Origin of the sequence: Pseudomonas bananamidigenes (assembly GCF_001679645.1) — a bacterium.
GTDB classification, from domain to species: Bacteria; Pseudomonadota; Gammaproteobacteria; order Pseudomonadales; family Pseudomonadaceae; genus Aquipseudomonas; species Aquipseudomonas bananamidigenes.
In genome coordinates, this window is sequence record NZ_LRUN01000046.1 from 90700 (window position 1) to 112276 (window position 21577).

Here is a 21577-nt window from a genome sequence, read left to right on the forward strand (position 1 = left end):
ACCACAATTCCGTTCAGGGTTGAGCCCGGCCAGTGGCCGGGTTCCAGGTTAAAAACGTCGATCAGGACACTGTTTGCCCCGCCGCCACGGTCAGCCCGTCATGCCACCACGCCGCAAGACTGAAGACATTCGGCGCCTTGAGGATCGTGAAGTGGTTGCCGGGGCCGTACCACACCGTCAGATCCCTGGCTTCACGCTGCCAGCCCTCGAGCATGGCCGCCTGTTCACGCTGGTTGCCGAGGGCGTCCAGCGTCGGGTCGTCCACAAGCGCCAGGCGCACCGGTCCGGTGTAGGCCAGAGCCGGTCGATAAACCGTGCGCAGCGCCGTGGCGAAGGTTCGCACCGGGCCCCGCATCGCATCGGCAGAGGAACGATCGGACAGCACGCCCGCATGAACCATCCCCTCATGCAGCAGGCGCATTTGCGTAGCGTCATCGGCTTCAGCGAAGGTCAGAGCATCGATCCCCAATGACTTGCCGCTGGACAGTTGCAACGACTCGATCAGCCGCAACAACGCCGCCGTTGTGGTGAACGGCTTGCCCACAACGCTGTTGCCGCCCGGCGATTCGCTGTCGATCAGGGTCAGCGACGCCACCTCGCGCCCGGCGGCCTGCAATTGCGCCGCCATGGCGTACGCCACCCAGCCACCGAACGAATGCCCGATCAGATGCACCGGCCCGTGGGGATACAACTGCTCCAGCGCCCGCAGGTAGAAACCGGCGGCGCTTTCGACCCGGCTGTGTGGCACGCTCGCGCCGTCCAGGCCTCGGGGTTGCAGCCCATGAATCGGCCACTCCGGCCCCAGCGCCTCGGTCAGGTGGAGGAACCCGGTGACACTGTCCCCGGCGCCCGGCACACAGAAAATCGGTGCATGCCCGGCGTGACCGGTCTGGATCGTCAGAATCGGCTGATACGCCGGCGGCACTGGCGCTATTGCCGTTTCCAGCGCCTGAGTCAGGGCCAGCCCCAGAGCCTGAACGTGCGGTGCTTTCATCATGCTCTGGTGGTCGCCCGGTACGTCGATGCAGTTCAGCTGCGCACCCGGCAATTCCTCAGCCCAACCGCGCGTGGGGCTGAGTCGTGACATTGGTGCCGAACGCTCCTTGGCACGCAGCAGATGCAACGGAAGGCCGACCGGATTGATCCGGTAATGCGCCAGCGCATGCCCGTGGGCCACTTCCCGATCGAGGTAATGCCAGGCATCTGCCGACGAGACAGCCGCGAGTTCGGGTCTTAGCAAGCGCTGTTCGTGGCAATGTTTGAACAAATCGGCGAACGCCCACTGCTCAAGTTCGGTCTGCAATACCGCCAGACGCGCCAGTGCTTGCTGGCCCTGTGTCTCGCGGCCGGCCCAGTGTGCCGTGCAATGCAAAAGCAATTGACGCTTGTGCACCTGTGCATCGCTCCACTGCGCCTTGTTCGGATCGGCCAGGCGTGGCACGTAGGAGTCGATCAGCCCGACAAACTCCACTGACTCGTCCATTCCGAGCAGTTGCGACGCGATTTCATAAGCCAGCACGCCACCGAACGACCAGCCGGCAAGCCGATAGGGGCCATGAGGTTGCCTGGCGCGGATAACCTCGACCAGCCGGGATGCCAGGCACTCCATGGTGCGCAGTTGCGCCCTACCGGAATCGATCCCCGGCAAACCGTAAATCGGAAACTCGCCACCGATGTGCATGCCCAGCGCCGGGAAATACAGGTCCTGACCACTGAACTCATGCACCAGGAACAACGGCGTGCCCCGGTCGCTTGCCCGCACCACGATCACGCCGTCAGGGCGCGGCACGGCGTCATGGCGCTGGCACAACAGCCTGGCAGTACCCTCGACAGTGGGATGCTGGAACAGCTCGGCCAACGAAACTGGCATGTCGGCCTTTTGCATCAGATCGACGAGTCGCACCGCCAGCAGCGAATGCCCGCCCAGTTCGAAGAAGTTGTCATGGCGTCCTACCCGTCCGACTTGCAACACATCAGCCCAGAGCCCGGCCAGAGACGCCTCCAGAGGATTGGCCGGCGCTTCATAGTCACGCATGACCAGCGCTTGGTGTGTCGGCGCCGGCAAGGCTTTGCGATCGACCTTGCCGTTGTTGTTCAGCGGCAGGCTCTCCAGCGCCACCCAGGCGGTCGGCACCATGTACTCCGGTAACCTGGTTTGCAGCAGCGCGCGCAGAGTACCGCCCTGCAAGGCAGGATCATGCGCCGTGTAATAGGCCACAAGCCGCGTTGGCTCCTGTTCGTCGCGCCGGGCCAGGACCACCGCTTCCTTGACGCCCGGACAACTCAACAAGCGGTTTTCGATTTCTCCGAGCTCGATCCGGAAGCCGCGAATCTTTACCTGGTCATCGTTGCGGCCGATACATTCCAGTCGCCCCGGCGCCTGCCAGCGCACCAGGTCACCCGTGCGATACATCAAGGCTTGCGGATTGTCGCTGAACGGATCCCGGAGAAATTTCTCGGCACTCAGTTGAGGCCGGTTCAGATACCCCAGCGCAACACCCTGCCCACCGATGTACAACTCGCCGGTGACGCCGAATGGTACCGGTTGTTGCCGGGTATCAAGCACATACACGCGGGTATTGCCGATGGGGCCTCCAATCGAAACGCTGTCCGCATCCGGCGCCACCTCACGCACTTCGAGGGTGGTGGCGTATGTCGTGGTTTCGGTCGGGCCATAACAATGCACCAGGCGCAGTTCCGGTGCTTCGGCGAGCAGCTTTCGAAACGCCGCCGGATCACCACGTTCCCCACCGCACAGCAGGATGCGCAGCCCTTTGAGCGCCTCGGGAATCAATTGCACGTATTGATTGAACAACGCGGTGGTGACAAACAGGATCGTCGCACCGCACCGGTCAAGCTCGCGACCGAATGCCTGGGGGTCGAGCAAGGTCGCATGATCGATCACGACCACCTGGCCACCGTTGAGCAAAGCGCCCCAGATATCCATGGTGCTCGCATCGAACGCCGGGTTGGAAGCGAATGCTATCCGGTCACCCGGGTTGAAATCGGCATAGCCGCAATCGATCACAAGGCGGGTAATTCCGCGATGCGGCACCATGACCCCCTTCGGGGTGCCCGTGGAGCCCGAGGTGTACATGATGTATGCCAGCGCCTCCGAGGACTGAGGCAGATCCGGGTTGTGCGAAGGGCTCCCGGCAAGCGCCAGGGTATCCAGATCCACTCGTCTTACCGGGTAATCGACGGACTGATCGCTGCCGGTCAACAGCGCGACCGCCTGACAATCCTGCACCATGAATGCCTGACGCTCGGCGGGTGCGTTGATGTCCAGCGGCACATAGGCCGCCGCACACTTGATGATCGCCAACTGCGCGACCAACAGCTCCAGCGAGCGTGGCAACAGGATCGCCACATGGTCGCCGGGCCGCACTCCCCGGGCGATGAGATGATGAGCCAGGCCGTTGGCGCGGCGGTTCAATTCTGCGTAACTCAACGCCTGCATCCCGTGCACCGCAGCGATGGCTTGCGGTCGCTCCGCGGTGCGCATTTCGAAAACACGGTGCACGGTAAGCACTTGCGGACAGTCCCCTGCGGGGGCGTTGAATTCGCCGAGCAATTGCCTGCGTTCCTGATCGTCGATTATCTGCACGTGTTCCAGTACTGCCTGGTCGTTGTTGACCATGGCCTGTAACAAACGCTGGAAGTAACCGACATAACGCCGTGCCGTCACCTCATCGAAAAGAGCGGTAGCGTACTCCATCCAGCCAATGATCCCGTCGGGTGACTCACCGAGGGTCAGGGTCAGATCGAACTTGGCGAAGTGACTCGGCTCGGCCACCGCTTCCAGGGTCAGATCCCCTAGCGCCAATACCGGCCCGTCACTGTTGCGCCAGTTGAACATGGTCTGGAACAGCGGGCTGTGGGCCAGACTGCGGGCCGGTCGGGCAATTTCCACCACTTGCTCGAATGGCAGGTCCTGATGGTCCTGGGCCTGCAAGGTCAGCGCCTTGACTCGCGCCAGCAAGGCTTCGACGCTCAGCTCACCGGAGGTATCAATGCGCAATGCCAGGGTATTGACGAACAACCCGATCAGTTCCTCGATTTCGGCCCGCTGACGGTTGGCCACCGGCGAGCCGACCACGACGTCCGATTGCCCGGACAAACGACTGAGCAGCATCGCCCACGCACTCAACATCGTCATGTACAGCGTCACCCCATGGCGCTGGCTCAAGGCTTTCAGCCCGGCGCTCAAGCGTTCGTCAAGGCACACTTCGACGCTGCTGCCGGCGTAATCCTGTTGCGGCGGCCGCGGTCGGTCGGCAGGCAACGTCAGCAAGGCAGGCGCATCGGCCAGCGTGCGTTGCCAGTATTCGCTCTGACGCTGCAATACCTCCCCGCTCAGCCAGCGCCGCTGCCAGACGGCATAGTCGGTGTATTGCAGTGCCAGGGGCGGCAAAGGGTCCTCGGCGCCCTGACTGAAAGCCTGATACAACGCCATCAGCTCGCGGGTCAGCACCTCCATCGACCAACCGTCGGAGATAATGTGATGCAAGGTGATCAGCAGCACATGGTGATCGTCGGCCAGACGGACCAGTCGCCCGCGGATCAACGGATCGTCCTGCAGGTCGAACGGACCTGAAGCTTCTCCCTGAATCAGTGCCTGCAAGGCTTCGTCGGCCAGCGGGTGCTGGCGCAAGTCCTCGATACGCAGCAGCACGCCGCTGTCGGGCGGGCTAATCAGCACCTGGGCTTCGCCATTGCAGGGAGCGAAGCGGCTGCGCAGGCTTTCGTGCCGGGCGACAATCCGGGCCAGTGCCCGCTGTAGCGCATCTTCGTCAAGTACACCGCGCAAACGCAGACCGATCGGAATGTTGTAAGCGGTGTTGGCACCTTCCATCTGTGCCAGAAACCAGAAGCGCTGCTGGGCAAACGACAACGGCAATGCGCCTTCCCGTGGCACCGGCAGGATCGGCGGCTGCGTAGAGCGTCCGGCCCGGGTCAGCGACTGCGCCACCGACGCCAGTTCGGCATTGGCGAACAACTCGCCAAGCGCAAGCTCCACGCCCAGTCGCTGACGCACCTGCGCGACCATGCGCATGGCCAGCAAAGAATGGCCGCCCAACTCAAAGAAATGATCCTGACGTCCTATCCGTTCGACCTGCAAAACCTCGGCCCAGATCTGCGCCAGCGTGCATTCCAGTTCGCCTTGCGGCGCCTCGTATGCGCGTGTGAGCAGGGCCGTGCGCTCCGGCAAAGGCAAGGCCTTGCGATCCAGTTTGCCATTGGCGGTCAACGGCAGGCTGTCGAGCCTGACGAATGCGACCGGCACCATGTACTCGGGCAACTGGCCCAGCAAATGCTCGCGCAGTTGCGCTACCGCCAGGGGCTGCACCTGGGCCTGCTCCGTGAAGTAGGCCACCAGCCGTGGTTGTCCGGGTTCGTCTTCACGGGCCAGCAGCACCACTTCCTGAATGCCGGGAAGCTGATGCAGACGGCTTTCGATTTCCCCCAATTCGATGCGCATGCCGCGGATTTTCACTTGATCATCGTTGCGTCCCAGGTATTCGATCCTCCCGTCCGGACACCAGCGGGCAAGGTCGCCGGTGCGATACATACGCGCATTCGGTCGTTCACTGAAGGGGTCCGGCAGAAAGCGTTCAGCGGTCAGTTGCGCACGGTTCAAGTAACCGCGCGCCACGCCGCTGCCGCCGATATACAGCTCGCCGGACACACCGATCGGCACCGGTCGCTGTTGGTCGTCGAGCAAATACACTTTGGTATTGCTCACCGGTTTGCCGATGTGCAGCGCCTCCCCTGCCTCGATCCGTCCGGACGTGGCAACTACTGTGGCTTCGGTAGGGCCGTAGTTGTTGATCACATCGAAATGCTGATTGCGCGAAAACTGACGCAAGCGGTCGCCGCCGATCAGCAGGGTGCGCAATGTCGGATGCTCAAGGTGCCGGCTGAAGGCGTATTCGGCGACTGGCGTCGGCAAAAAACTCACGTCCAGCGGTTGCGCGCACCACCAGGCCAGCAGCCCGTCGACGTCTTCGCCGCCGTCCTGCGCAGGCGCCAGGTGCAGGGTCGCGCCGACAGACAGCGATGGCCAGATTTCCCATGCCATCGCGTCGAAGCCGAACCCGGCCAGACTCGACGTATGGCGGCCGGCACACAGGTCAAACGCGTTGCTGTGCCAGTCGACCAGATTGGCCAGTGTCTGGTGTTCGACCATCACGCCCTTGGGCAAACCCGTGGAGCCCGAGGTGTAGATCACGTAAGCCAGGTTCGCCTCGGACAGACCCGGAACCACAGGGTTTGCGTCATTGCCTGAGCGCCAGGTGCGCGGGTCGAGATCGAGAACCGGCAGCTCCTGCGCCGGCAGCCGTGCGAGCAAATCACGTGAAGTCAGGATCGCCACCGGTGCGCAATCACCCAGCAGGTAATTCAGGCGTTCGGTCGGATGCGCCGGGTCGATCGGCACATACCCGGCGCCAGCCTTGAGGACTGCGAGCAATCCGGCCAGGGTATCCAGTCCTCGACGGGCCACGACTGCGACCCGGTCATCCGGCTGCACACCCAGATCAATCAAGCGATGCGCCAGACGGTTGGCCTGGCGATTCAGTTCGTGGAACGTCAGTTGCCTGTCCTGGTGCACCGCTGCCAGCGCTTGCGGTCGCGCAAGGACCTGCGCCTCGAAGCGTTGATGAATCGTCTGTCCGCCAGGGTATTCGACATCGCTGGCGTTGAACCCCGTCAACAACCGTTCGCGCTCCGGGGCGGGCAGAACCGACAGTTGGCTCAACGGCGTATCCGCGGCTTGCTCCAGCGTGTGCAACAGGTTTTCCATGGCACACAACATATAGCCGCAGATCCGCTGCGCCTCGACTTCACGGGTCGCCAGCAGCGTCAGGCTGAAGTGATTGCCAAAGTCATCGATGCTCAAGGTCAGTGGGTAATTGGTGCGTTCCTCCGCATGCAGGACGCTGATCCCCTCCCAGGCCGCGAGCGCCTCGGCACCGGCATTGGCACTCGAGGTGCTGTGTCGATAATTGAGCAGCGAACTGAACAGCGGCGACGACCCGACCACCCCGCTGCAACGCTGGGCCAGCACCAGCGGGGCGTGCTCATGGCGCATCAGGCTGGTCAGACGGACATGGGTGGCCTTAACCGACTCGCTTGCCGCCAGCGCGCCGATTTCGACCCGTAGCGGCAAGGTGTTGATGAAAATGCCGAGGGCGCGGTCGGTCGACTCCGCTCCTTGCATCCGCCCCATCAGCACAGTACCGAACACGACAGGAGACTTGCCGGTGAGTGCATTCAGCACCTGCCCCCAGCCAAGATGGAACAGACTCGCGACACTCACGCCGAGCGAGCGTGCGCTGGCTCGCAGGCGCTGCCCCAGCAACGGATCAACTGGCACGCTGCATTCTTCGATGTCGCAGCCATCGCCATGCACGCCTTGCAGGCCGAACGGCAACGTCGGCTCGTCGATGTCACCGAGCATCTCGCGGAAAAACGCCTCGTGCTCCGACTCGCTGATGCCTAGCCGCGCCTGGGCGACATAATTGCGAAACGGCACGGGCGCTCCCAGCCTGGCGCCGTGCCCTGACAGGCAAGCCTGCATTTCTTCGCTGACCACGGCCAGCGCCGAGTGATCCATCGCCATGTGATGAAACAGCAACATCGCGACGATACGCCCGCTGCCTGCATCCCAGGCATGGGCCAGGCGCAAAAGCGGCGCACGTGTCACGTCCAGACGAAAATGCCGGGCGTCGAATCGCGCATGCAACTGCTCCAGGACATCGCCTTGTGCCGCGTCGAGCTGCACTTCTTCCACGGGCAACCCGACACTTCGCAGGACGACTTGCACCGGTGTGTCCAGTCCTTCCCAGACGATAGCGGTACGCAGAATGTCGTGGCGCTCGATGACGGTCTGCAGCGCTCGGACGAATGCCTCGAACCGCTCAGGCCCGCTGAACGAGAATTTCGCCTGCATCACGTACGGGTCACCCTGCTCAGCGCTCGCGTGGTGGTAGAGAATGCCCTGCTGCAACGGCGTCAGCGGGTAGATGTCCTGGACATTGGCGCCGCCGCCAGGGATCTGCGCGACAATCTGATCGAGGATGTCCTGGCTCAGGTCAACCAGCGTCAGCATCTCCGGAGTGATCCGTGTTGTGCCCGGCGAGATTCCATTGACCGGGACTTCAACCTGCCCCTCCCGTGCGGGCGAGTAAATGCCCGCCTCGATCAGCCCGATCAATGCCGGTTTGTGCTCGCGCAATGCGGCCAGCAAGGCTGGTTCACTCAGAGCCTGCTTGTTTCCATTGACCCGCAATTGGCCGTCCGTGATTGCCAGCTGGATGTCTTTTGTCTTCAGCGTCGCCAACAGTTCATTCAGGTTCACAGGACGATCTCCATTCTTTCCGTGATGGCTGCGTAACCAGCCAGGGTCGGTTGCTCGAACAACGTCCGAACATCGGCTTCGATACCTTCCTGTTGCAGGCGCCCGATCAGGCTGACCGCCAGCAACGAATGCCCACCCAGCTCAAAGAAATGGTCTTGCCGTCCGACGCGCTCGACTTTGAGCAGTTCGCACCACAGTCGCGCAAGGAGGATCTCCATTTCGCCGACCGGCGCTTCGTATTCGCGGTGACTGACCGCAGCCGAATCCGGTGCGGGCAATACCTTGCGATCCACCTTGCCGTTGGGGCTCAGTGGCAGGCTGTCGAGTGCGACGAATGCCGAAGGCACCATGTAGTCCGGCAGGCGTGCGAGCAGGTGTTCGCGCAACGCCTCGATCCCCGGTTGCCCGGCCTCGGCGCGCCAGGTGAAGTACGCCACCAGGCGCTCTTCACGCACCAGCACCACGGCCTCGCGCAAGGCCGGATGGCTGAGCAGCTGCGCTTCGATTTCACCCGGCTCCAGACGCAGGCCACGTAACTTGACCTGGAAGTCGTTGCGACCGATGAATTCGAGCTGACCGTCGGCGCGGTAGCGCACCCGGTCGCCCGTGGCGTACAGCCGATCGCCGGCGACGAAGGGACTGTTGATGAACCGTTCCGCCATCAACTGCGGCAGGCCCAGATAGCCCCGCGCGACACCGGCACCGCCAATGAACAACTGACCGATGACGCCCATCGGCACCGGAAGCCCGGCAGCATCGAGTACATACAGACGGGTGTTGCTGATCGGCCGTCCGATCGGCAAGGCGCTGTCCGGCACCGGCATTGACGGCTCCAGCGTCCACACCGTGCTGTCCACTGTGGCTTCGGTCGGACCGTAAACGTTGTGCAAACGAACCTGTGGCAAACGCTCACGCACACGACGCGCCAGCGCCGGTGTCAGGTCGCCACCGCCGCAGAACACGTCGGTGAGGCTGCTGCACTGACTGACCTCGTCCAGTTCGAGGAACTGTTGCAACAGCACCGGCACGAACTGAATCACGCTGATCTGCTGCTCGCAAATCAGTTGCGCCAGATACTTCGGCTCGCGGTGTCCGTCGGGCCGCGCCAGCACCAGACGCAGCCCCGCGCTCAACGGCCAGAACAGCTCCCAGACCGAGGCATCGAAACTGAACGGGGTTTTCTGCAACAGCGCACCGTCCGTCACGGCCGGACACAGTTGCGAACTCCAGTGCAACAGGTTGGTTACACCGCGATGCTCGACCATCACGCCCTTCGGCGCGCCGGTAGAGCCGGAGGTGTAGATCACATAGGCCAGGTTGGAAGCGCTCAGGCCCGGGACTTGCGGATTGGCATCCGGGTTGTATCGCCAGTGTTCCTGATCCAGATCGATCACCAGCGCAGTGCTTTCGTCAAGCAATGCGCGAGTCGCCCCGTGAACCAGCACCGCCACCGGGGCACTGTCCTTGAGCATGTAATCCAGACGTTCCGCCGGGTACGCCGGATCCAGCGGCACATAGGCACCACCCGCCTTGAGGATGCCGAGCAGACCGACCATCAGTTCCAGCCCGCGCTCGACACAGATCGCCACCCGCGAATCCGGCCCCACGCCCAGTTCGCGCAGGTGATGGGCCAGACGGTTGGCCTGTGCGTTGAGTTCGGCGTAGGTCAGTTGCCGTTCACCGGCCTGCAAAGCGATGGCTTGCGGCGTGCGTTGGACTTGCGCCTCGAACAACCCGTGAACGGTTTGCTGCAGATCATCTGCGGTTTCGGTGGCATTAAGGTCGTAAAGCACCCGCTGACGTTCTGCACCGTCGAGGATCGGCAAGCGATTCAGCGGCTGATCCGGTGCCTGCTCCAGAGCATCCGCCAGAGTCGCCAGCGCGGTCTGCATGTAGTCACAGATCCGCTGCGAACCAATACTCGCCGGGGTCATGGCGGTGAGGACGAAGCCATCCCCCAGATCATCGACGCCCAGGCTCAGCGGATAGTTGGTGCGTTCCTCGCTGCTCAGGGTCTCGATGCCTTGCCAGGCCTGACGGATGTTTTGCTGCTGCGCTTCGTCGGCGCTGTGCCGGTAGTTGAGCATCGAACTGAACAGCGGCGCCGGCGCGGCCACGCCGCTGCAACGCTGGGCCAGCGCCAGGGAAGCATGTTCATGACCGAGCAGCGCACTGAGCTGCGCATGCGTCGCCCGAGCCCCTTCGTGCACCGGGGTTTCACCGAGGTCGACCCGCAGCGGCAAGGTGTTGATGAACATCCCCAGCGCCCGGTCGGCCCCGTCGCCGCCCTGCATCCGCCCCATCAGCACTGTGCCGAACACCACCCGCTCCTGCCCGGACGTCGCCGCCAGCACCTGCGCCCAAGCGAGGTGGAACAGGCTGGCCACGCTGATACCCAGTTTCCGGGCCAGGCTGCGCAGGCGCTGGCCGGTGGCAGCCGTCAGGGCCTGTCGGGTTTCTTCGATATCACGACCGTCACCTTGCACATCCTGCAAGCCGAACGGCAGGGTCGGCTCGTCGATGTCGCCGAGCATGTCGCGGAAGAACGTTTCGTGCTCCCGTTCGCTGACACCCAGCCGCGCCTGCGCCACGTAGTTGCGGTAAGGCACCGCTGCGCCCAGCGAGGCTTCGCGCCCTTGCAGGCAGGCGAGCATTTCGTGCTGCACCACGTCCAGCGCGGTGTGATCGAGCACCACATGGTGGAACAGCAACATCGCCACCACCCGGTCGTGAGCCGGATCCCGGGCGTACACCAGCCGCAGCAAAGGTGCCTGACTGATGTCGAGGCGGTAGTGACGGGCATCGAAACGCCCATGCAATTGCTCAAGGACGTCGCCATCCGCCGCATCCAGCACGACCTCCTGCACCGGCAGCTCAACGTGACGCCAGACCACTTGCATGGGCTCGGCCAGTTTCTGCCAGATCACGGCCGTGCGCAGGATGTCGTGGCGGGCGATGACCTGACGCAGCGCTGCCGCGAACGCGTGCACACGCTCGACGCTGTCGAACGCCAGCTTCGATTGCAGCAGATAGGGGTCGCCCTGCTCTGCGCTCAAGTGGTGATAAAGAATGCCTTCCTGCAAGGGTGCCAGCGGATAAATGTCCTGCACGTTCGCAGCACCGCCCGGCACTGTGGCAACGATGCGGTCGATGCTCGGCTGATCCAGTTCAGTCAGGCTCAACAATTCCGGAGTGATACGCGTGCAATCGGCAGGAATGCGATTGGCCGGCACTTCGATTTCGCGCCCGCTGCCCACCGCCGCGGCCAGGGCTGCCAGGGTCGGCTGGCTGAACAGCACACGCACGTCGGTGTTCAGGCCGATTTGCCGCAGACGCTCGATCAGACTGACCGCCAGCAATGAATGACCGCCCAGTTCGAAGAAGTTGTCGTGGCGACCGACTTGTTCCAGCTTCAGGACATCGGCCCAGATCTGCGCCAGCGCGGTTTCCACCGGGCCTTGCGGGGCTTCGTACTCACGACTGAGCCAGGCGTGCTGATCCGGCTCCGGCAAGGCCTTGCGGTCGAGTTTGCCGTTGGCGGTCAGCGGCAAATTGTCGAGTCGCACATACGCCGCCGGGATCAGGGCTTGCGGCAGAAGCCCTTGCAGATGATTGCGCAGGTTTTCGATGTTGGTCGGCGTACGTTCGGTGAACCACACCAGCAACTGCCCGTCGCGCACCAGCGCCACGGCGTCCTGTACTGCCGGATGGCCGGCCAGCGCCGCTTCGATTTCCCCCGGTTCAACCCGCACGCCGCGCAGTTTCACCTGATCGTCGTTGCGGCCCAGGTATTCGATGTTGCCGTCCGCCAGCCAGCGCGCGAGGTCGCCGGTGCGGTACATCCGCGCCTGCGGCTGGTCGCTGAACGGGTCAGTCAGGAAGCGTTCGGCGGTCAGTTCGGGACGGTTCAGGTAACCCCGCGCAACACCGGCGCCGGCGACATACAGCTCGCCCGTCACACCCACAGGCACCGGACGTTGCTGGTCGTCGAGCAGATAGATTCGGGCGTTGGCAATTGGCCGTCCGATGTGCAGCGGCTGACCGACTTCGACGGGGCCGGAGGTGGCGACCACCGTGGCCTCGGTCGGGCCGTAGTTGTTGATCACCGCAAAGCTCTGCTCACGATTGAACTGACGCAGCTTGTCGCCGCCGATCAGCAAGGTGCGCAGGGCCGGGTGTTGCAGCTCGCGGCTGAAGGCGTACTCGGCCACCGGAGTCGGCAGGAAGCTCACCTGCAACGGCTGCGCCCGCCACCAGTCCAGCAGTTCGTCCAGATGCTCGTTGCTCACCGATTCCGGCGGCAGGTGCAGGGTCGCGCCGACGCACAGCGCCGGCCAGACTTCCCAGGCCATCGCATCGAAACCGAAACCGGCCACGCTGGCGGTGTGGCTGCCGGCGTGCAGATCAAAGGCTTCGGCGTGCCAGTGCACGAGGTTTTCCAGGGTCGAGTGTTCGACCATCACGCCTTTCGGCTGGCCGGTGGAGCCCGAGGTGTAGATCACGTAGGCCAGGTTGTCCGGCGTAAAATCGGCGACCTGCGGGTCAGCATCCGACAGGTCTTGCCAGGTCTCATGAGCGAGATCAATCACCGGTACGCCAGCCTGATTCGGCAGTGCTGCGTCGCGAACCAGTATCACCGTCGGCGCACTGTCGCCCAGCATGTAAGCGATGCGCTCGGGCGGATAAGCCGGGTCGACCGGTACATAGGCGGCGCCGGCCTTGAGAATCGCCAGCAACCCGACCAGCATTTCCGGGCTGCGTTTGAGACAGATCGCCACTCGCGTATCGCCGGTGACCCCCATCCCCAGCAGATGATGGGCCAGGCGATTGGCGCGCTGGTTCAATTGCCTGAAAGTCAGGCGCTGCGTGCCCGCTTGAACCGCCACGGCATCCGGCGTGCGTGCAACCTGCGCCTCGAACAGACGATGAACACCTTGCGCTGACGGGTAAACGGCAGTGCTCGCGTTGAAGTCGCCAAGCAGTTGCTCGCGCGCCGCCGCTGACAGGACGTTGAGACGTTCAAAGGCTTGTCCGGGATTGTCAGCCAACGCTGTCGCCAGCTCCGTCAGAGCGGTGTGCATCAACTCGCAGACCCGTTGCGCCCCCACATGATCCGGGGTCAGCACCGACAGGTTGAAGCCATCGCCCCGGTCGTTGATGCTCAGGGTCAGCGGGTAATTCGTGCGCCCGTCCTGAGCCAGGAATTCGATGCCTTGCCAGACTTGATCAACAGTCTGTCGCTCAGCGTCGTGGCCGCTGTGTCGATAGTTGAGTACCGCGCTGAACAACGGCAAAGGGGCAGCCACGGCGCTGCAACGCTGAGCCAGTGCCAGCGACGCATGCTCATGCCCCAGTAAAGAGGCCAATCGTTCATGAACCGTTCGAACCGCTTCGCTCACACGCTGCCCGTCAACCTTCACGCGCAGCGGTAAGGTGTTGATGAACATCCCCAATGCCCGATCCGCGCCCTCGCCGCCTTGCATGCGGCCCAGCAGCACCGTGCCGAACACAACGTCTCGGCGCCCGGAGGTCGCCGCCAGCACCCGTGCCCAGGCGAGATGAAACAGGCTCGCGACGCTGACCCCGTATTGCCGCGCCTGGCTGCGCAGGTGCCGATTCAATTCCAGCGGCAGCGCCAGCGAGTGCTCCTCGATGTTGCGGCCGTCGCCCTGTACGTCCTGCAAGCCGAATGGCAGGGTCGGCTCGTCAATATCACCGAGCATTTCGCTAAAGAAGTTTTCGTGTTCTTCCTCGCTAATGCCTTGACGAGCCTGGTGAACGTAGTTGCGGTAGGGTGCAGCGGGCGGCAGAGACTCAACCTGTCCCGGCAGATACAACTGCATTTCCCGGCGAACCACCTCCAGCGCGGTGTGATCCAGCACGACGTGATGAAACAACAGCACGCCTGCCACCCGGTCATGCACCGGATCTTCGGCATACATCAGACGGATCAGCGGTGCCTGACCGAGGTCGAGGCAAAAATCCCGGGCATCGAATCGTGCGCGCAACTGATCGAGGATATCGCCATCCAGCGGACTCAGAGCGACCGATTGAACCGCCAGCGCAGCTTCTCGCCATACCACTTGCTGCGGGCTCGGCAGCCCTTCCCAAACCAGGCTGGTGCGCAGAATGTCGTGGCGCGCAATCACCTTTTGCAAGGCGTTGGCAAAAGCGCGCAGGCGCTCGACGCTGGCAAAGGCCACACTTGATTGCAGCAGGTACGGATCGCCCTGCTCCGCACTCAAGTGGTGATAAAGGATGCCTTGCTGCAGCGGCGCCAGCGGATAGATGTCCTGCACGTTGGCGGCGCCACCCGGCACGGTGGCGACGATCCGGTCGATGCCGGCCTGATCCAGTTCGGTCAGGCTCAGCAGGTCCGGGGTGATGCGGGTGCAGCCAGCGGGAATGCGGTTGGCCGGCACTTCGATTTCGCGGCCGCTGCCCACCGCCGCTGCCAACGCGGCCAGGGTTGGCTGGCTGAACAGCACGCGCACGTCGGTGTTCAGGCCAATCTGGCGCAGACGTTCGATCAGGCTGACCGCCAGCAGCGAATGACCACCCAGTTCGAAGAAGTTGTCGTGGCGACCGACTTTTTCCAGCTTCAGGACGTCGGCCCAGATCTGCGCTAGCGCGGTTTCCACCGGGCCTTGCGGGGCTTCGTACTCACGACTGAGCCAGGCGTGCTGATCCGGTTCCGGCAAGGCCTTGCGGTCGAGTTTGCCGTTGGCGGTCAGCGGTAAGGCGTCGAGGCGCACGTAAGCCGCCGGGATCAGCGCTTGCGGCAAGCGGGTTTGCAGATGATTGCGCAGGCTTTCGATATCGGTGGGCGTACGTTCGGTGAACCACACCAGCAACTGCCCGTCGCGCACCAGCGCCACGGCGTCCTGTACTGCCGGATGGCTGGCCAGCGCCGCTTCGATTTCCCCCAGTTCGACCCGCACGCCGCGCAGTTTCACCTGATCGTCGTTGCGGCCCAGGTATTCGATGTTGCCGTCCGCCAGCCAGCGCGCGAGGTCGCCGGTGCGGTACATGCGCCCTTCGTTGAACGGGTCATTCAGGAAGCGCTCAGCGGTCAGTTCGGGACGGTTCAGGTAACCCCGTGCCACGCCAGCGCCGCCGACGTACAACTCGCCCGTCACCCCTACCGGCACCGGACGTTGCTGATCGTCGAGCAGATAGACGCGGGCATTGGCCATCGGCCGACCAATGTGCAGCGGCTGACCGACTTCGACGGGACCGGAGGTGGCGACCACCGTGGCCTCGGTCGGGCCGTAGTTGTTGATCACCGCAAAACTCTGCGCACGATTGAACTGGCGCAGTTTGTCGCCACCAATCAGCAAAGTGCGCAGGGTCGGGTGTTGCAGCTCACGGCTGAAGGCGTATTCGGCCACCGGCGTCGGCAGGAAGCTCACCTGCAACGGCTGCGCCCGCCACCAGTCGAGCAGTTCGTCCAGATGCTCGTTGCTCACCGATTCCGGCGGCAGGTGCAGGGTCGCGCCGACGCACAGCGCCGGCCAGACTTCCCAGGCCATCGCATCGAAACCGAAACCGGCCACGCTGGCGGTGTGGCTGCCGGCGTGCAGATCAAAGGCTTCGGCGTGCCAGTGCACGAGGTTTTCCAGGGTCGAGTGTTCGACCATCACGCCTTTCGGCTGGCCGGTGGAACCCGAGGTGTAGATCACGTAGGCCAGATGTGCCGGGGTCAGGCCCGGCAACTGTGGGTTGCTGTCCGGCAGATGCTGCCAAGCGTCGCTGTCCAGATTGATCACCGGCACGGCGCCCAGCAGGTCGCGGGTGGTCGTCTGTGCCAGCACCGCTACCGGATCGCTGTCCTGCAACAGATAAGTGATCCGTTCTGCCGGATGTGCCGGATCAACCGGAACATAACCGGCGCCAGCCTTGAGGATCGCCAGCAGCCCGACCAGCATCTGCGGCCCACGCTGCACGCAGAGCGCAACGCGATCGTCCGGTTGCACACCGAGGCCGATCAAGTGGTGGGCCAGGCGGTTGGCACGGCGGTTCAACTCGTCGTAGCTCAGACTTTGCCCGCCCTGCACCACTGCCACAGTGTCGGGCTGGATCGCCGCTCGCTCTTCAAACAATTGGTGCACAACATGGCCGTGGGCAAAGTCGCGACCGGTGACATTGAAACCGACCAGCACGCGCTGGCGTTCGGCCGCCGACAGAATCGACACCTGATTCAATGGCGCATTGCGGTCCTGCTCCAGCGCGTTCAGCAGATTGTGCAATGCCGTCTGCAGGTAGTCGCAGACCCGCATGCCATCCACTTCGGGCACTGCCTGCACAGAAAGCCGGAAGCCCTGTCCAAGGTCATCGACGCTGACCACCAGCGGATAGTTGCTGCGCTCACGAGAATCGAGAATCCGGATGCCTTCCCATCCCGGCGTAGCCGCCTGTTGCGCACTGTGGCGATAGTTGAGCAAGGTATTGAACAGCGGTTGCGACCCCGTCACGCCACTGCAACGTTGAGCCAGCATCAAGGGCGCTTGCTCATGCACCAGCAGCTGCGCCAGACGCTCGTGGGTCGCCCTGACACCCGCCTCCACTGCCGTTGCCCCGACATGGGCCCGCAGCGGCAGTGTGTTGATGAACATACCCAACGAACGGTCGGCGCCCTCTCCACCCTGCATGCGCCCCAGCAACACCGTGCCGAATACCACCTCTTCGCGCCCGCAGACCTGCGCAAGCACCTGGCCCCAGGCCTGATGCACCAGACTCGCAACACTGATGCCCAGCGTACGGGCCTGGTTGCGCAAGCGGCCGGCAAGATGCTCATCCAGTGCCAATTCGCTGTCCACGATACCTGTGCCATCGCCGAGTACGTCTCGCAGGCCGAACGCCAGGGTCGGTTCAACGATGTCGCCAAGCATCTCGCGAAAGAACGCTTCATGTGCCCCGGCATTCGATCCGAGGCGGGCCTGAGCGACGTAGTTGCGGTATTGCACGGGGGGCGGCAGCACGCCGATTTGCCCGTCAAGTGCGTCGCTCATCTCGGCCACCAACACCTCGAGCGCGGTGTGGTCGAGAACGATGTGGTGCAACAGCAGGATCCCGACCCAGCGGTTTTGCAACGGGTCTTCGGTGTAGGCGAAGCGCATCAACGGCGCACGCTGCAAGTCCAGGCGATAGTGTCGCGGATCGAAGCGCGCCTGCATTTGCTGCAACACATCACCGTCCTGCGGATCGACATCCACCCGTTCCAGTGCCAGCGGCGCCGCACGCCACACCACTTGCACCGGCTCCTCGAGGTTTTCCCTGACCACGCCGGTACGCAGGATATCGTGCCGGGCGATGACACTGTTCAATGCGCGGACGAACGCCTTGATCTGCGCCAGTCCGTCGAAGGCGAACTGTGCTTGCAGCACGTATGGGTCACCGTTGGCGATGGCCAGGTGGTGATAGAGGATTCCCGCCTGCAACGGTGCCAGGGCATAGATATCCTGCACGTTGTCGATACCGCCCTCGACGGCCTCAATGATACGGTCGATGGCCGCTTGATCCAGTGTGGCCAGTGGCAGCATGTCCGGGGTGATGCGGATGCAGCCGGGTTCGATGCGATTGGCCGGCACGCTGACCGTGGCATCCCCTCCCAGAGTCGCGGCGAGTGCCGCCACGCTCGGCTGGCCAAACAGCACACGGACGTCGCACTGCATGTTTTGCTGACGCATGCGCTCGATCAGCTTCACCGCCAACAGCGAATGCCCGCCCAGCTCGAAGAAATTGTCATGCCTGCCCACCCGGTCCAGCCCGAGCAAGGTCTGCCAGATCACAGCGATGCGGGTTTCGATTTCGCCAAGCGGTGCTTCAAACATCCGCCGGGCGAAGGCTTCGTTGTCCGGCTGCGGCAACGCCTTGCGATCGAGTTTGCCATTGGCCGTCAGCGGGAAGGCATCGAGGCGCACGAACGCGCCCGGCACCATATGCTCGGCCAGCGATGCCAGCAGGTGATCGCGCAATTGCGCAACGCTCGGTTCGGCACCTTCGGCGGCCAGCCAGTAAGCCACCAGACGCGTGTCGCCGGGGCTGTCCTCGCGGGCGATCACCAGCGCGTCGCGCACGCCGTCGCAGGCTGCAAGACGTGCCTGGATCTCGCCAAGCTCAATACGGAAGCCGCGGATTTTCACCTGATCGTCGTTGCGTCCCAGGTACTCGAGTTCGCCCTCCACCGTCCACCGTGCCAGATCGCCGGTCTTGTACAAACGCGCTTCGGCATGCCCGCTGAACGGATCGGCGATAAAGCGCTCGGCGGTCAACGCCTCACGATTCAGATAACCACGGGCCACCCCGGCGCCGCCAACGTACAACTCACCGGTCACCCCGGCCGGCACTGGCTCCCGCCGGGCATCCAGGACGTACAGCTGCAGGTCGGGAATGCGCACGCCGATCGGGCTGCCCGCGGTCAATTGCGCGTCTGCCGCCACCAGCGGTCGATAGGTCACATGCACCGTGGTTTCGGTGATGCCGTACATATTCACCAGCCGAGTGCCGGCGTTGCCGACCCGCGCATACCAGGGTTTGAGCGATCCTGGCTCCAGCGCCTCTCCGCCAAAAATCACTTCGCGCAGCGAATGCTGCAACAGGCTGCGGCCCTGGGCGGCGATCAACTGACGGAACGCGCTCGGCGTCTGGTTGAGTACGGTGACACCTGTGCGGCAAAGCAACGCGTAACACTCGTCCGGCGAGCGGCTGATGTGTTGCGGCACCACCAGCAACTGACCGCCGTAAGCCAGCGCGCCCCAGATTTCCCAGACCGAGAAGTCAAAGGCAAACGAGTGGAACAGCGCCCAGACGTCTTGCGCATTGAACCGAAACCAGTCGTGGGTCGCGCCAAACAGGCGGGCCACGTTGCGGTGCTCGACCATCACGCCTTTGGGCACCCCGGTGGAGCCAGAGGTGTAGATCACGTAGGCCAGATGCGCCGGAGTCAAGCCCGGGATCTGCGGGTTGAAATCAGGTTCGGTCTGCAAAGCGTGGTCGTCGAGATCAATCTGCGGCACGCAGAGCCCGACAATCCGATCCAGAGTCGCTGCCTGCATCAGCACCACCACCGGCGCACTGTCTTGCAGGGTGAAGGCGATCCGTTCCAGCGGATAAGCCGGATCGATCGGCACATAACCGGCGCCCGCCTTCAGCACGCCAAGCAGGCCGACGATCATTTGCGGGCCGCGCTCGACGCAGATCGCTACCCGGTCATCAGGGCGAATGCCGAGGGCGAGCAAACGATGGGCCACCCGGTTGGCCTGCCGGTTGAGTGTTTCATAACTGCAAGTCCTGCCATCGAACAGCAACGCAACCGCCTCGGGCCGAGTGTGCGCCTGCGCTTCGAATTGCTGATGGATCAACGGCGTGTCGGGCAACTCCGCTTTCGGCGCGTTGACGCCATACAGCCAGTGCTCACGCTCGACGGGCGGCAGTATGTTCAGACTGTGCAATGCGGCTTGCGGGTTGTGCTGCAACGCATCGACGAGACTGTCCAGTGCCGTGCGCAGGTAACCGGCGATTCGGGAAGCGCCAAGCGTCACATCGGCCAGCACCGTGATGCGCAGGTCCTGACCAAGGTCATCGATGTTGACCGTCAGCGGATAATTGGTGCGTTCGCGGGCGCCCAACACTTGCACCCCCGGCGACAGCTCGATCACCTCGGCGACTTCCTCCACGCTGCTGTGGCGGTAGTTGAGCATGGCGCTGAACAGCGGCGTCGGCACCGCCACGGCGCTGCAACGCTGGGCCAGTGCCAGAGATGCCTGCTCATGGGCGAGCAGCGCGGTCAGGCGTCGGTGCGTCGCCAGCACGCCGTCATGAACGCTCGACTCGCCGACATCCACCCGTAACGGCAAGGTATTGATGAACATCCCCAATGCTTGTTCAACGCCATCCGCGGCGTTCAGCCGCCCCAGCAGAACCGTGCCGAACACCACCGCCGTGCGCCCGGACAACTGCCCCAGCACGCGCGCCATGGCCAAGTGCATCAAGCTCGCCACGCTCACGCCCAGTTGTCGCGCCTGAGTGCGCAGACGCTGACTCAGATCGCCTTCCAGCATGCACGACACTTCCTCGATGCCCTGACCGTCACCCTGCACATCGTGCAAGCCACCGGGCAGTGTCGGCTCGTCGATGTCACCCAGCATCTCGCGGAAAAATGCTTCGTGCGCCTGCTCATCCGACTCCAGACGCGCCCTCGCCAGATGGTCGCGAAACGGCACCGCTCTCCCGACCTCGGCATCGCGGCCAGACAGATAAGCCTGAATTTCCCGGCGTACCACATCGAGCGCGAGGTGATCCATGATCATGTGGTGGAACAGCAACAATGCGACCACCCGGTCGTTGACCGGATCCTCGGCGAACACCAGTCGCAGCAACGGGGCCTGTTGCAGGTCGAGACGAAAAAAATGCGGGTCATGGCGTGCCAGCAATTGCGTAAGCGCGTCCTCGCGGTCATCGAGAGCAACTTCCTCACAGACCAGCGGGGCTTCGCGCCAGACCACCTGCACAGGTTCGTCCAGTCGCTCCCAGACGAACGAAGTGCGCAGAATGTCATGGCGCTCTATTACGCGACGCAGTGCGTCGGTGAATGTATCCAGCCGTTTGCGACTGTCGAACGTGAACCGCGCCTGCGACACGTAGGGATCCCCTTCCGGTGCGCTGATGTGGAGGTAAAGCAGACCCTCCTGCAACGGTGCCAGCGGATAGATGTCCTGCACATTCGCCACACCGCCCGGCACCGTGGCGACGATACGGTCGATGGCCGGCTGATCCAGTTGCACCAGCGGCAGCATGTCCGGGGTGATGCGCAGCGCCGGGCTCGACCAGTCGCCGCCGTGGCTCGCCACCAGCTCCAGCAGCTGCGCCTTGTGTTTGGCGAGGCTGTCCCACAACGCGTCGTCCAGCGCTTCGTCGTCGCCCAGAATGACCAGGTCTTCATCGTCCTGTTGAAGGCGGATCGCATGGGTGGAAATAACAGCCATCAGCTCGCGAAATTGCATGGGGGTAACCTGCTGTAAATTCGGGAAAAAGGAGCGCGCAGCGGCGAGTCCGTGCGGCCACGCGCAGCCCGGAAAAGCTAAAACATCGGGGCTTGGGTGTCTGACATGGGAAGCGGGGACAAGCCGTGGTGGTAAGCAGCCCCACCCTGTGGGAGCGAGCTTGCTCGCGAAGAGGTTGTGTCAGCCGACATCATTGGTGATTGACACACCG

The 21577-nt window shown here is 63.5% G+C and carries 2 protein-coding genes; both read right to left on the reverse strand.

What is annotated here, in order from left to right; translation table 11 throughout:
- Nucleotides 1-61: 61 nt before the first annotated feature.
- On the reverse strand, nt 62-8362 hold the full coding sequence (locus BBF94_RS16810; protein WP_065260103.1) for a non-ribosomal peptide synthetase: 8301 nt from the start codon (nt 8360-8362) through the stop codon (nt 62-64).
- Nucleotides 8359-21366, reverse strand: a complete 13008-nt coding sequence (locus tag BBF94_RS16815) for a non-ribosomal peptide synthetase (protein WP_065260104.1) — start codon at nt 21364-21366, stop codon at nt 8359-8361. Before BBF94_RS16815 ends, BBF94_RS16810 begins: the two co-directional genes overlap by 4 nt.
- Between the last annotated feature and the right edge of the window lie 211 nt (nt 21367-21577).

Excerpts from the sequence above, each read along its gene's own strand:
- BBF94_RS16815 (WP_065260104.1), bottom strand. The coding sequence starts at position 21,366 with ATGCAATTTCGCGAGCTGATGGCTGTTATTTCCACCCATGCGATCCGC.